At 71.1% G+C, this 13,265-nt stretch carries 10 protein-coding genes; 8 read left to right on the top strand and 2 right to left on the bottom strand.

Annotated features, from left to right (window positions below; all coding sequences use genetic code 11):
- The first annotated feature begins 84 nt into the window (after nt 1-84).
- Nucleotides 85-1,614, top strand: a complete 1,530-nt coding sequence (locus AB0B66_RS03455; RefSeq protein ID WP_360522232.1) for a TROVE domain-containing protein — start codon at nt 85-87, stop codon at nt 1,612-1,614.
- 156 nt (nt 1,615-1,770) lie between these two features.
- Here AB0B66_RS03455 and gabT read toward each other — a convergent pair whose 3' ends face one another.
- Nucleotides 1,771-3,048, bottom strand: a complete 1,278-nt coding sequence (gene gabT / locus AB0B66_RS03460) for a 4-aminobutyrate--2-oxoglutarate transaminase (RefSeq protein WP_360522235.1) — start codon at nt 3,046-3,048, stop codon at nt 1,771-1,773.
- A 2-nt stretch (nt 3,049-3,050) separates the two neighbouring features.
- Nucleotides 3,051-4,481 (bottom strand): gamma-aminobutyraldehyde dehydrogenase, encoded by a 1,431-nt coding sequence (locus AB0B66_RS03465; RefSeq protein WP_360522238.1) that lies wholly within the window; start codon nt 4,479-4,481, stop codon nt 3,051-3,053.
- Nucleotides 4,482-4,564: 83 nt separating this feature from the next.
- Here AB0B66_RS03465 and AB0B66_RS03470 point away from each other — a divergent pair, with 83 nt between their 5' ends.
- The 7 genes from AB0B66_RS03470 (at nt 4,565) to ahcY (ending at nt 13,159) form a co-directional block, all read left to right on the top strand.
- Nucleotides 4,565-5,998 (top strand): aldehyde dehydrogenase family protein, encoded by a 1,434-nt coding sequence (locus tag AB0B66_RS03470; protein ID WP_360522241.1) that lies wholly within the window; start codon nt 4,565-4,567, stop codon nt 5,996-5,998.
- Between the two features lie 258 nt (nt 5,999-6,256).
- A complete protein-coding gene (locus AB0B66_RS03475; protein ID WP_360522244.1) occupies nt 6,257-7,636 on the top strand; it encodes a phosphomannomutase/phosphoglucomutase in 1,380 nt (459 codons plus the stop codon).
- Between the two features lie 95 nt (nt 7,637-7,731).
- Complete coding sequence (locus AB0B66_RS03480; RefSeq protein ID WP_360522247.1) at nt 7,732-7,914, top strand: Trm112 family protein; 183 nt, start codon at nt 7,732-7,734, stop codon at nt 7,912-7,914.
- Nucleotides 7,914-9,116, top strand: coding sequence for an SIS domain-containing protein (locus AB0B66_RS03485; RefSeq protein ID WP_203689341.1), 1,203 nt, complete (start codon nt 7,914-7,916; stop codon nt 9,114-9,116). Before AB0B66_RS03480 ends, AB0B66_RS03485 begins: the two co-directional genes overlap by 1 nt.
- Nucleotides 9,117-9,218: 102 nt before the next feature.
- Nucleotides 9,219-10,157, top strand: a complete 939-nt coding sequence (locus AB0B66_RS03490) for a cation diffusion facilitator family transporter (protein WP_360522251.1) — start codon at nt 9,219-9,221, stop codon at nt 10,155-10,157.
- A gap of 2 nt (nt 10,158-10,159) precedes the next feature.
- Nucleotides 10,160-11,323 (top strand): mannose-6-phosphate isomerase, class I, encoded by a 1,164-nt coding sequence (manA, locus tag AB0B66_RS03495; RefSeq protein WP_360522254.1) that lies wholly within the window; start codon nt 10,160-10,162, stop codon nt 11,321-11,323.
- A 384-nt stretch (nt 11,324-11,707) separates the two neighbouring features.
- Nucleotides 11,708-13,159, top strand: coding sequence for an adenosylhomocysteinase (gene ahcY / locus AB0B66_RS03500; protein WP_360522257.1), 1,452 nt, complete (start codon nt 11,708-11,710; stop codon nt 13,157-13,159).
- Nucleotides 13,160-13,265: the final 106 nt, after the last annotated feature.

The raw sequence follows: 13,265 nt of genomic DNA on the forward strand, positions 1-13,265 counted from the left end.
GCTTCGACCTCGGGAGGCGCGACTCCCCTCCCGTACTCCCGGATGGGTTTCGCGCGCCCGAAAACCCCTGGTGGAGGGGACATCATGGCCAAGTTCAACCTGTCGACGCTGGTGAAGCGTCCGGCCGGGGTGACCGCCGAGGGCGCGCCCGGGTTCGCCCGCGAGCCGAAGTTGGAGCTGTTCCTGCTGGCCGTGTCGAACATGGTCGGCGAGCAGACCTTCTACGAGAGCGCGGGCGACCGTGACACCCGGTTCCGTGAGCTGGTGGCGAAGGTCGCCGTGGCGGACCCGGAGTGGTTCGCGCGGTTCGTGCCGTGGCTGCGGCTCGGGGCCAACCTGCGCAGCGCCTCGGTGGTGGCCGCACTGGAGGGCGCGAAGGCCCAGGTCGCGGCCGGCATCCCCGGTTCGCGTGCGGTGGTGGACGCGGCGCTGCAGCGGGCCGACGAGCCCGGTGAGGCGCTGGCGTACTGGCTGTCGGTGCACGGCCGGGCGCTGCCCAAGCCGGTCAAGCGCGGCATCGCCGACGCGGCGGTGCGCCTCTACCACGAGCGCAGCCTGCTCAAGTACGACTCGGACGGCCGTGCGCTGCGCTTCGCTGACGTGCTGGAACTGACCCACCCGAGCCCGCGCGACGCGGCTCAGGGCGAGCTGTTCCAGCACGCGCTGGACCGCCGCCACCAGCGGGGCAACCCGATCCCGGAGGCGCTGCCGGTGCTGCGCGCCCGCGCGGAGCTGATGGCGCTGCCGGTCGAGCAGCGGGCTGCCGTGCTGGATGCTCAGACGCTGGCCGCGGCGGGGATGACGTGGGAGGCGCTCGCGGGCTGGCGGCAGGGGGCGCTGGACGCCGCGGCGTGGTCCGCGATGATCCCGTCGATGGGCTACCTGGCGCTGCTGCGCAACCTGCGCAACTTCGACCAAGCCGGGGTCGGCGACGAGGTCGCGGCCGTGGTGGCGGCGAAGCTGTCCGACCCGGACGAGGTGGACCGGTCGCGGGTGCTGCCGATGCGTTTCCTGTCGGCGTACAACGCGGCGCCGAGCCTGCGCTGGGCGTACCCGCTGGAGAAGGCGCTGCAGTTCGCGCTGGGCAACGTGCCCCGGCTCGGTGGCCGCACGCTGATCCTGATCGACACCTCGGGCTCGATGGACAGCCCGTTCAGCCGCGACGGCTCGCTGCGCTGCTGGGACGCGGCGACCATGTTCGGCCTGGCGGTGGCGGCACGGGCGGCCGACGCGACGGTGGTGTCGTTCTCGAACGACACCAAGCTGTTCGACCTGCGCCCGGGCGAGTCGGTGCTCAAGGCCGTACAGCGGTTCAAGGAAGGCGGCTGGTTCTTCGGCGGCGGCACCGCGACCGAGCACGCGGTCCGCAAGCACCACGCGGGCCACGACCGGGTGCTGATCCTCACCGACGAGCAGGCCCATTGGCACGGCAGCGCCGACGTGGCAGCCGCGGTACCGGCGCAGACCCCGGTCTACACCTGGAACCTCGCGGGCTACCGCCTTGGCCACACCCCGTCGGTCGCCAAGCGCCACACCTTCGGCGGCCTCACCGACGCCGCCTTCTCGATGATCGGCCTGATCGAGTCCGGCGAGTCCGCCACCTGGCCTTTCTGAAAGGAAGGGCACCTTCACATCGCTATGCGTTGTGCAAGGTGCCCTTCTTAACGCCGGCCGGGCTGGTGGTCAGGTTTGGCCTGGTCAGCTGCGTGTGGCGTTAATAAGGGCACCTTCTATAACGCGGAGCGTTAAGAAGGTGCCCTTCCTTTGTTCTCAGGTGGTGGTGGCGAAGGCCTGGTCGAGGATGGTGAGGCCGCGGTCGAGGTCTTCGTCGGAGATGACCAGGGGCGGGAGGAAACGGAAGACGTTTCCCCAGGTGCCGCAGGTCAGGGTGAGCAGGCCGGCGGCGTGGCAGGCCTTGTTGATCGCTCCGGTGAGGATCGGGTCGGGGTCCAGAGTGCCGGGTTTGACGAGTTCGATGGCGATCATCGCGCCCCGGCCGCGGACCTCGGCGATCTGCGGGTACTTGTCGGCCAGGGTGGACAGGCGGTCGGTGAGCACGGTGCCGATGCGGCGGGCCGCCGTGGTGAGGTCCAGGTCGCGCATGGTCTGGATGGAGGCCAGGGCGGCGGCGCAGGCGAGCGGGTTGCCGCCGTACGTGCCGCCGAGGCCGCCGACGTGCACCGCGTCCATGATCTCCGCCCGGCCGGTGACCGCCGCGAGGGGCAGGCCGCCCGCGATGCCCTTGGCCGTGGTGATCAGATCCGGGACGACCTGCTCGTGCGTGGAGGCGAACCAGTCGCCGGTACGGCAGAAGCCGGTCTGGATCTCGTCGGCGACGTACAGCGCCCCGTTCGCCGACGCCCAGGACGCCAGCGCGGGCAGGAACCCGGACGCGGGCACCACGAACCCGCCCTCGCCCTGGATCGGCTCGATCACGATCGCGGCCACGTTCTGCGCCCCGACCTGCGTCGTGATCATGTCGATGGCGCGGGCGGCGGCCTGCTCACCGGTGAGGCCGTCGCGCAGCGGGTACGACATCGGGGCTCGGTAGACCTCCGGCGCGAACGGCCCGAACCCGTGCTTGTACGGCATGTTCTTCGCGGTCAGCGCCATCGTCAGGTTCGTCCGGCCGTGGTAGCCGTGCTCGAACACGATCACCGCGGACCGCCCGGTGGCGTACCGGGCGATCTTCACGGCGTTCTCGACGGCCTCGGCGCCGGAGTTGAACAGCGCCGAGCGCTTCTCGAAGTCACCGGGCGTCAGCTCGTTGAGCTGCTCGCACACCGACACGTACGACTCGTACGGCGTCACCATGAAGCAGGTGTGGGTGAAGCGTTCGACCTGCTCGCGCACCGCGGCGACGACCGCGGGGGCGCTGTTGCCGACGTTGGTGACGGCGATGCCGGCCGCGAAGTCGATCCACTCCCGCCCGTCGACGTCGGTCAGCGTGCCGCCGCTCGCGTGGTCCACGTAGGAGGGCAGCACCGAGCCGACGCCGCGGGCCACCGCGCCCACGCGGCGGGCGTGGATCTCAGAGGACGTGCTCAAGGTCATTCTCCGATGTTGTGCATGACGTGCTTGACCCGGGTGTAGTCCTCCAGGCCGTACGCGGACAGGTCCTTGCCGTAGCCGGACTGCTTGAAGCCGCCGTGCGGCATCTCGGCGACCAGCGGGATGTGGGTGTTGATCCACACGCAGCCGAAGTCGAGGCGCTTGCTCAGCCGCATCGCCCGCCCGTGGTCGGCGGTCCACACGCTGGAGGCCAGCCCGTACCGGCAGTCGTTGGCGTAACGCAGCGCCTCCGCCTCGTCGGCGACCTTCTGCACCGTGATGACCGGCCCGAACACCTCGTCGGTGACGATCTCGTCGCCCTGGATCAAATCCGCGACCACGGTCGGCGCGAAGAAGTAGCCGCGCTCGCCGACGCGCTCGCCGCCGGTGGTGACCCGGGCGTGCGCGGGCAGCCGCTCGATGAAGCCGGCGACCTTGGCGAGCTGGTTGGCGTTGTTGAGCGGGCCGTAGAGCACGTCCTCGTCGTCGGCCGCGCCGGTCTTGAGGCTGCGGGCCTGCTCGGTGAGGGCCTCGACGAACGCGTCGTACGCCCCCTCGGTGACCAGCACCCGGGTGGCCGCGGTGCAGTCCTGGCCCGCGTTGAAGAACCCGGCGATCGCGATGCCCTCGGCGGCCGCGGCGATGTCGGCGTCGTCGAACACCATCACCGGGGCCTTGCCGCCCAGCTCCAGGTGGGTGCGCTTGAGCGCGGGCGCGGCCGACGCGGCGACCTCGGACCCGGCCCGGGTGGAGCCGGTGATGGAGACCATGGCCGGGGTCGGGTGCGCGACCAGGGCGCGGCCGGTGTCGCGGTCGCCGCAGACCACGTTGAGCACGCCCGGCGGCAGGAACTCGGCCGCGATCTCGGCCAGCAGCAGGGTCGACATCGGAGTGGTGTCCGACGGCTTGAGGACCACGGTGTTGCCCGCGGCGATCGCCGGCGCGAACTTCCACACCGCCATCATCAGCGGGTAGTTCCACGGCGTGACCTGCGCGCAGACGCCGATCGGCTCGCGGCGCACGTAGCTGGTCATGTTCGCCATGTACTCGCCGGCCGAGCGGCCCTCCAGCAGCCGGGCGGCACCGGCGAAGAAGCGGATCTGGTCGATCGCGGGCGGCAGCTCCTCGCTCGCGGTCAGGTGCAGCGGCTTGCCGGTGTTGCGGCTCTCCAGGGCGACCAGCTCGTCGGCCCGGGCCTCGACCGCGTCGGCGATCTTCAGCAAAGCCTTCTGGCGCTCGCTGGGCGTGGTGTCGCGCCAGGTCTCGAAGGCGGCGGCCGCCGCGGCCATGGCGTCCTCGACGTCCTGCTTGCCGGAGACCGGCGTCTGGGCGAGAACTTCCCCGGTGCACGGGTCGATGAGGTCGGCGTAGCCGCCGTCGACGGGAGCTACGTACTTTCCGTTGATGAAGTTGGCAAGTTTCTCTGTCATCGGTGGCATAGAGCTATCCTCGCGACGAAATCCGTGTCGAGCAAGGGTCTTGAGCAACTGTTTCCGTGCGTTAGGGTGGGCGTATGGCCGATCGGACCCCGTACTGGATCGCCGGTTCCCCGGAGACCAGTGATGATCTCGTTGATGTACGCCATCCCTACGACGGGCGCGTGGTCGGTCAGACCGCCAACGCTACGCCTGAGCAGGTCGAAAACGCGGTAGCGGCCGCAGCGGCGGTCGCGCCGGACGCGGCCCGGCTGCCGGCCGCGGCCCGTGCCGCCGCGCTCGACCACGTGAGCCGCCGGCTGGCCGAACGGGGCGACGAGGTCGCCGCGCTCATCAGCGCCGAAAACGGCAAGCCGCTCATGTGGGCCAAGGCCGAACTCGGCCGCGCGGTCTCCACGTTCCGCTGGGCCGCCGAGGAGGCGCGCCGCTTCTCCGGCGAGCTGATGCGGCTGGACACCGACCCCGCCGCGGCCGGGCGCATGGCTGTCGTGCGGCGTTTCCCCAAGGGCCCGGTGCTGGGCATCAGCCCGTTCAACTTTCCGCTGAACCTGGTCGCGCACAAGGTCGCTCCGGCGATCGCGGTCGGCGCGCCGATCATCGTCAAGCCCGCCCCGGCCACTCCGCTGTCCGCGCTGCTGCTCGGCGAACTGCTGGCCGAGACGGACCTGCCGGCGGGCATGTTCTCGGTGGTGCCGGTGCCCAACGAGCGCGCCGCCGCCCTGGTCGCCGACCCACGGCTGCCCGTGGTCTCGTTCACCGGGTCCGGGCCGGTCGGCGCGCAGATCCAGGCCGCGGTGCCGCACAAGCACGTGACGCTGGAACTGGGTGGCAACGCCGCCGCGGTGGTCTGCGGCGACTACGCCGACCTGGCCTGGGCGGCCCAGCGCATCGCCCTGTTCAGCAACTACCAGGCGGGGCAGAGCTGCATCGCGGTGCAGCGGGTGATCGTGCACCGCGACCAGGCCGCGGCGTTCGTGCCGAAGCTGGTCTCGGCGGTGCAGGCGCTGAAGACCGGCGACCCGGCCGCCGCCGACACGCAGGTCGGGCCGATGATCAGCGAGGCGGCCGCGGAGCGGGTGCAGAGCTGGGTGGACGAGGCCGTCGCGGCCGGTGCTCGTGTGCTCGTCGGCGGCACGCGCGATGGCGCCACCTACGCGCCCACCGTGCTGGCCGACGTGCCCGCCGACGCCAAGGTCGCCTGCGACGAGGTGTTCGGGCCGGTGCTCGTGGTCTCCACGGTGGACTCCGACGAGGCCGCGTTCGCCGCGGTCAACGACTCGGCGTTCGGCCTGCAGGCGGGTGTTTTCACGAGCAACCTGCAGACGGCGTTCGCGGCGCACGCGACGTTGCAGGTCGGGGGCGTGATCGTCGGTGACGTGCCGTCGTTCCGCGCCGACCAGATGCCGTACGGCGGCGTGAAGGGCTCCGGCACCGGCCGCGAGGGCCTGCGCAGCGCCATGGACGACTACACCGACCCCCGCGTCCTCGTCCTCACCGGGCTGCAACTCTGACGATCGCGCCACAACCGACAGTGATCGTGAAACGCGCCCCGGCGGCCTCGGCCCCGGGGCGCGTTTCGCGCCGTTGATCGTTCGACTTGCCAGGCACCTGGTCGAATCGTTGTTCAAGATACGCACGGCTGCCAGGCAAGTCCGTCGATCTTGGGTGGGCGGGGCGCAGTGTTCACGCGGTGTACGCGCGCGCCCGGACGGGGTACGTAACGTGCGGTGGTTAGGGTGAAGCAGATAGCTGAGGCTTAAGGAGATGTTGTGTCTGACCTGTCCCAGATCGTCAAGGCGTACGACGTTCGCGGCACCGTGCCGGACCAGCTGAACGAGCCGGTGGCCGGTGCGCTGGGCCGGGCGTTCGCGCAGACGCTGCGGGCGCTGGGGGAAGACCGCGGGACCGTCGTGGTCGCGCACGACATGCGCGACTCCGGTCCGTCGCTGGTCAAGGCCTTCACCGACGGCGTACGCGCCGAGGGGATCAACGTGATCAACGCGGGTCTCGGCTCGACCGACCTGCTGTACTACGCGTCCGGCATCCTCGACCTGCCCGGGGCGATGTTCACGGCGAGCCACAACCCGGCCCAGTACAACGGCATCAAGCTGTGCTTCGCCGGGGCCAAGCCGGTCGGGCAGGCCAGCGGCCTGGCCGCGATCCGCGAGCGGGCGCAGGAGCTGCTGGACACGCGGGCCGAGATGCCCGCTCCCGCGGGCGAGATCGAGACGCGCGAGATGCTGGCCGACTACGCGGCGCACCTGCGCCTGCTGGTTGACCTGCGCGGGATCCGGCCGCTGAAGGTGGTCGTCGACGCGGGCAACGGCATGGGCGGGTACACCGTGCCCGCGGTGCTGGGCGACGCGGTGCTCGACCCGCTGCCGCTGGAGATCGTGCCGCTGTACTTCGAGCTGGACGGCTCGTTCCCGAACCACGAGGCCAACCCGCTGGAGCCGGCCAACCTGGTGGACCTGCAGGCCGCGGTGCGCGAGCACGGGGCCGACCTGGGCCTGGCCTTCGACGGCGACGCCGACCGCTGCTTCGTGGTCGACGCCGACGGCGCGCCGGTCTCCCCGTCGGCGGTGACGGCGCTGGTCGCGACGCGGGAGCTGGCCAAGCACCCCGGGTCCACGATCATCCACAACCTGATCACCTCGGCGGCGGTGCCGGAGATCGTGCGTGAGCACGGCGGCACCCCGGTCCGTACGCGGGTGGGCCACTCCTTCATCAAGGCGGAGATGGCGACCACCGGCGCGGTCTTCGGTGGCGAGCACTCGGCGCACTACTACTTCCGCGACTTCTGGGGCGCCGACACCGGCATGCTGGCCGCGATGCACGTGCTGGCCGCGCTGGGCGAGCAGTCCGGACCGCTGTCGGAGCTGGGCGCGCAGTTCGAGCGGTACACCGCCTCGGGTGAGATCAACTCGGTGGTGGCGGACCAGGACGCGAAGCTGGCGCAGGTGCGCGCGCACTTCGCCGGCGAGAAACAGGACGAGCTGGACGGCCTGACCGTGACCTTCGCCGACGGCAGCTGGGTCAACCTGCGCGCCTCCAACACCGAACCGCTGCTGCGGCTCAACGTCGAGGCGGCGACGCCGGAGCGGATGTCGGAGCTGCGCGACGAGGTGCTGAAGCTGGTCCGTGGGTAGGCTGCTTCGCGGAACGTGGTGAGCACGCGACGCGCCCCCGGCGCGTCGCGGCGCGCCGCGTTCGGAGCTCAGCCGGCGATCTGAAGGAGCCTTACGTGTCGCTCGCCCCGCAACTGCTCGAAGTCCTCGCCTGCCCGGCGGAGGATCATGCGCCGCTGACCCACGACGCCGAGGCGCAGACGCTCACCTGCACCTCCTGCAGCCGGGTCTACCCGGTGCGGGACGGGCTGCCGGTGCTGCTGCTCGACGAGGTGCTCACCGCCCCGGCGGGTGAGTGATGGGCGGCCCGATCGACGGCGCCGCGGGTGTGCGCGGCAACCGCTTCTTCGACGAGGCCCTGCTGGACAACGCACCGGCGCTGGCCGCGCGCGACCCGGGCGGCATGCTCCGGGCGATCGCGTCGGCCGGCGCGCAGGTGCGCGAGGCCACCACGCTGACGGCCGAGACCGACCTGAGCCACCTGGCCGACGAGGGCCGGCCGCGGGCGGTCGTGGTGGTCGGCGCGGGCACTGCCGCGCGCACCGGTGACATCCTGACGACGATCGCGGGGCCGCGCTGCCTCGTGCCCGTGCTGACCCACCGCAGCGTGGAGGTGCCGGGCTGGATCGGCGCGGCCGACGTGGTGATCGCCGTGTCGGCGTCGGGCCGCTCGCCCGAGGCGCTGGCCGTGGCCGAGGTGGCGGGCCGCCGTGGCGCGCGGCTGGTCGCCATCGGCGCGCCGGGTTCGCCGCTGCAGTCGGTGGCCGAGCGCTACCGCGCCCCGTTCATCCCGGTGCCGCGGCGCGGCGCGGCGCGGGCCAACCTGTGGGGCCTGACCGTGCCGGTGCTGCTCACCGCACGTGCGCTGGGCCTGGTCAAGGTCAACGAGGCGGACCTCGCCGAGACGGCGGTGCGCCTGGACCAGGACGCCGACCGCTGTCGGCCGACCGCCGAGACGTTCGTCAACCTCTCCAAGACGCTGGCCCTGAACATGGCCGGTTCGGTGCCGGTCATCTGGGGCGACTCGCCGCTGGCGGCGGTGGCCGCGGTGCGGTACGGCGACATGCTCTCCGCCAACGCCCGCTACCCGGTCGTCACCGACGCGCTCGGCGAGGCCGGCCGGGGCCGGGTGGGTCTGCTCGACGGCGTGTTCGGCGCGCTCGCCGCGCTGGAACGGGACATCTTCGCTGATCCCGAGCTCGACGACGTGACGGCCGACCCCCCTCGTCTGCGGGTGGTGCTGCTGTGCGACGGTGGGCTCGCCGACGAGAACAGTGCGGCGCAGACGACGGACCGGCGAGCCGAGGTGGTGCAGGACATCGCGGCGAGGCGCGGGATCGAGGTGGACGTGCTCACCGCCGAAGGCGGATCGGCGCTGGAGCGGTTCGCCTCACTGGTCGCGGCGACGGACTTCGCCTCGGTCTACCTCGGCCTCGGGCATGGCCTGGATCCGATGGCGGTGCCGGCCGTCACGGAGCTGAAGGAGCAGTTGCGCAAGTGAGCGAGCGAAGGCTCAACAACAACGAGGTTTCGGCATGAGCGACCGTAGGGAGCGAATCAGCGGGCACATGGCCGCCGCGGACGAGCGTAGCGAGGTAGCGGCGTGAGTGCGGGAGGCGGCACCAAGGCGATCGTCGCCGCGCTGCTGGCGAACGTGGGTATCGCGATCACGAAGTTCATCGCGTGGGCCCTGTCCGGGTCGTCGTCGATGCTGGCGGAGGCGATCCACTCGGTCGCCGACTCGGGCAACCAGGTGCTGCTGCTGTTCGGCGGACGCCGCGCCCAGCGCCAGGCGACCCCGCTGCACCCGTTCGGCTTCGGCCGGGAGCGGTACATCTACGCGTTCATCGTGTCGATCGTCCTGTTCAGCGTGGGTGGCCTGTTCGCCCTGTATGAGGGGTACCACAAATACCACGAGGCCACGACCTCGCCGGACCGCGGCGCCATCACGAGCTGGCAATGGCTGCCGGTCACGGTGCTGATCGTCGCGATCATCCTGGAGTCGTTCTCTTTCCGCACCGCGATCGTCGAGTCCAACGCGGTGCGCGGCAACGCCACCTGGAAGGACTTCATCCGGCGGGCCAAGGCGCCGGAGCTGCCGGTGATCCTGCTGGAGGACCTTGGCGCGCTGGTGGGCCTGATCCTTGCCCTGTTCGGCGTCTCCATGACGCTGATCACCGGCAATGGTGTCTGGGATGCCGCCGGCACTACGATGATCGGTCTCCTGCTCGTCGTCATCGCCGTGGTGCTGGCGGTCGAGACCAAGAGCCTGCTGCTCGGCGAGTCGGCCACCGACGAGCACGTCAAGGCGATCGCCTCGGCGATCGAGAGCGGGCCCGAGGTGGAGCGCCTGATCCACATGCGCACCATGCACCTCGGCCCGGAGGAGCTGCTGGTCGCCGCGAAGATCGCCGTCAAGCACGACGAGACGGCCGACGACGTGGCCAGGGGTATCGACGCCACCGAGCGGCGGATTCGCGAGGCGGTGCCGATCGCCAAGCTGATCTACATCGAACCGGACATCTACCACCAGAAGGGCTGAGCGTGCGCCGACTCCACAACCGCATCCGGCCCTACGCGTGGGGCTCGCGTGACGTGATCGCGCGGGTGCAGGGCCGGCCCGTGCCCAGTGAGGGCCCCGAGGCCGAGCTGTGGGTCGGCGCACATCCCGACTGCTCCTCTCTGGTGGACGACGTTCCGCTGGTCGACGTGATCGCGTCGGCGCCGGGCGACCTGCTCGGTGCCGACGCGCTCGACCGCTTCGGGGTACGGCTGCCGTACCTGCTCAAGCTGCTGGCGGCGGAGCGCTCGCTGTCGTTGCAGGCGCACCCCGACGCACGGCAGGCGGCCGACGGCTACGCGGCCGAGGACGCGGCCGGCGTGCCGCGTGGGGCCGCCCACCGCAGCTACGTCGACGGCAACCACAAGCCCGAACTGCTCGTGGCGTACACCGAGTTCGAGGCGCTCTGCGGGTTCCGGCCCGCGGCCGAGTCGGCGGAGCTGGTCGACGCGCTCGGCGTCATGGCGCTCAAGCCGGTGGTCGGCGCGCTGGCCGTGGGCGACCTGCGGGAGGCGGTGCGGGCGCTGCTGAGCTGGCCTGCGGCCGCTCGCGCGGACCTGGTCGACCAGGCCGTGGCGGCGTCCGGCAACCTGCCCGACGGGCCGGCCGGCGGCGGTCCACGCGGCCTGGTGCGGCTGCTGGCCCACGACTACCCCGGCGACGTCGGGGTGCTGGTCGCGCTGCTGCTCAACCACGTGGTGCTGGCCCCGGGCCAGGGCATCTGGATGCCCGCGGGCAACCTGCACGGCTACCTGCGCGGGGCCGGGGTCGAGATCATGGCGGCCAGCGACAACGTGCTGCGCGGCGGGCTGACTCCCAAGCACGTGAACGTGCCGGAGCTGCTGCGCGTGCTGCGCTTCGAGCCGCTGCACTCACCGGTGCGCGATCCGGAGCCGGTCGCGCCGGGCGTGGACACCTGGTCGGTGCCGGTGGACGACTTCCGGCTGCACCGCATCCGGCTGGACGGCGGCGAGGCGGCGCTGGACCCGGCGGGCCCGCGTACCACGCTGTGTTTGGCGGGGGCGGTGACCGTCGCCGACGGCGCGGGATCGGCCCGGCTGACCGGCGGCGAGGCCGCGTTCGGGGCCGCGGGCGGCGGCAAGATGATCTTCTCGGGCACTGGAGAGGTGTTCCTGGGCTCGCTCTGAGCGGCGCCCCGTTCCACAACAGACGCAAGGCCTGGCCGGTTGAAAATGAACCCCATTTCTCAGCCGGGCAGGCCTTTTCGCGTACCCGGGGACCGGCGCGACACGGCGACGCGCGCGACTTGAGGGTTCTGCTTGACAGCCGAAGTGCGGAGTGTAGCCTTTTACTCACGCAGCGTTATCGGGATCATTTCAGTCCGAGCCACGCGCGGGGGAACCAAACCGGGGGGAGTGTGGCCCGGTCTTCGAGGCGGAGGGTCCGTCCGGAGACCGGGCCACACGTATGGCCCGGGGCCGACCCTCCGGCGGAGCCGGTTCCCGAACCCCGGGACGCGGAGAAGTAGGCTGTACCTCGCACTGGTCAGCCGACCGATTGGGAGTTCATCTATGGCCCGCACCCTTGCCCCCGGCGACTTCAAGGTCGCCGATCTGTCCCTCGCGGCGTTCGGCCGCAAGGAGATCCAGCTCGCCGAGCACGAGATGCCCGGCCTGATGGCGGTCCGCCGTGAGTACGCCGCCGCCCAGCCGCTGGCGGGGGCACGCATCGCCGGTTCGCTGCACATGACCGTGCAGACCGCGGTGCTGATCGAGACGCTGGTCGCGCTGGGCGCCGAGGTGCGCTGGGCCAGCTGCAACATCTTCTCCACCCAGGACCACGCCGCCGCCGCGATCGCGGTCGGCCCCGAGGGCTCCCCCGACGCGCCGGCCGGTGTGCCGGTCTTCGCCTGGAAGGGCGAGACGCTGGAGGAGTACTGGTGGTGCACCGAGCAGATCCTGCAGTGGCCCGGCGGCGAGGGCCCGAACATGATCCTCGACGACGGCGGTGACGCCACCCTGCTCGTGCACAAGGGCGTCGAGTTCGAGGCGGCCGGCGCGGTGCCGTCGCCCGAGACCGCCAACTCCGAGGAGTACGCGATCATCCTCGGCGTGCTGCAGCGCTCGCTGGTCGAGGACGCCAAGCGCTGGACCACCATCGCGGCCGGCATCAAGGGCGTCACCGAGGAGACCACCACCGGCGTGCACCGCCTCTACGAGATGCAGCAGACCGGTTCGCTGCTCTTCCCGGCGATCAACGTCAACGACTCGGTCACCAAGAGCAAGTTCGACAACAAGTACGGCTGCCGTCACTCGCTCATCGACGGCATCAACCGGGCCACCGACGTGCTGATCGGCGGCAAGGTCGCGGTCGTGGCCGGCTACGGCGACGTGGGCAAGGGCTGCGCCGAGTCGCTGCGCGGCCAGGGCGCCCGGGTCATCGTCACCGAGATCGACCCGATCTGCGCGCTGCAGGCGGCGATGGACGGCTACCAGGTCGCCACGATGGAGGACGTGGTCGCCACCGCGGACATCTTCATCACCGCGACCGGCTGCAAGGACGTCATCACCGGCGAGCAGATGAGCCGGATGAAGCACCAGGCCATCGTGGGCAACATCGGCCACTTCGACAACGAGATCGACATGGCCGGGCTGGGCAAGATCCCCGGTGTCGAGCGGATCAACGTCAAGCCGCAGGTGGACGAGTGGCGCTTCGCCGACGGCCACTCGATCATCGTGCTGTCCGAGGGTCGGCTGCTGAACCTGGGCAACGCCACCGGGCACCCGTCGTTCGTGATGAGCAACAGCTTCACCAACCAGGTCATCGCGCAGATCGAGCTGTTCACCAAGCTCGACCAGTACCCGGTGGGCGTCTACACGCTGTCCAAGCAGCTCGACGAGAAGGTGGCCCGGCTGCACCTGGACGCCCTCGGCGTCCGGCTGACCGAGCTGACCAAGTCGCAGGCCGACTACCTCGGCGTGGCTGTCGAGGGTCCCTACAAGGCGGACCACTACCGGTACTGATGTCGGTACTCCAGAAAGGGCGTCCCGCTGGGGCGCCCTTTTCCATGTTCTGGACCCGCTCCAATGAAACGACGGGGATCGACTTCTCAGCTGATGGACACCTACG

Source organism: Catellatospora sp. NPDC049111 (genome assembly GCF_040648615.1).
Classification (GTDB): domain Bacteria; phylum Actinomycetota; class Actinomycetes; order Mycobacteriales; family Micromonosporaceae; genus Catellatospora; species Catellatospora aurea.

Bases quoted from the DNA above. Each gene is read 5' to 3' on its own strand.
- AB0B66_RS03455 (WP_360522232.1), top strand. From the start codon at position 85: ATGGCCAAGTTCAACCTGTCGACGCTGGTGAAGCGTCCGGCCGGGGTG.
- AB0B66_RS03465 (WP_360522238.1), bottom strand. From the start codon at position 4,481: ATGACAGAGAAACTTGCCAACTTCATCAACGGAAAGTACGTAGCTCCC.
- AB0B66_RS03470 (WP_360522241.1), top strand. From the start codon at position 4,565: ATGGCCGATCGGACCCCGTACTGGATCGCCGGTTCCCCGGAGACCAGT.
- AB0B66_RS03485 (WP_203689341.1), top strand. From the start codon at position 7,914: ATGGGCGGCCCGATCGACGGCGCCGCGGGTGTGCGCGGCAACCGCTTC.
- ahcY (WP_360522257.1), top strand. From the start codon at position 11,708: ATGGCCCGCACCCTTGCCCCCGGCGACTTCAAGGTCGCCGATCTGTCC.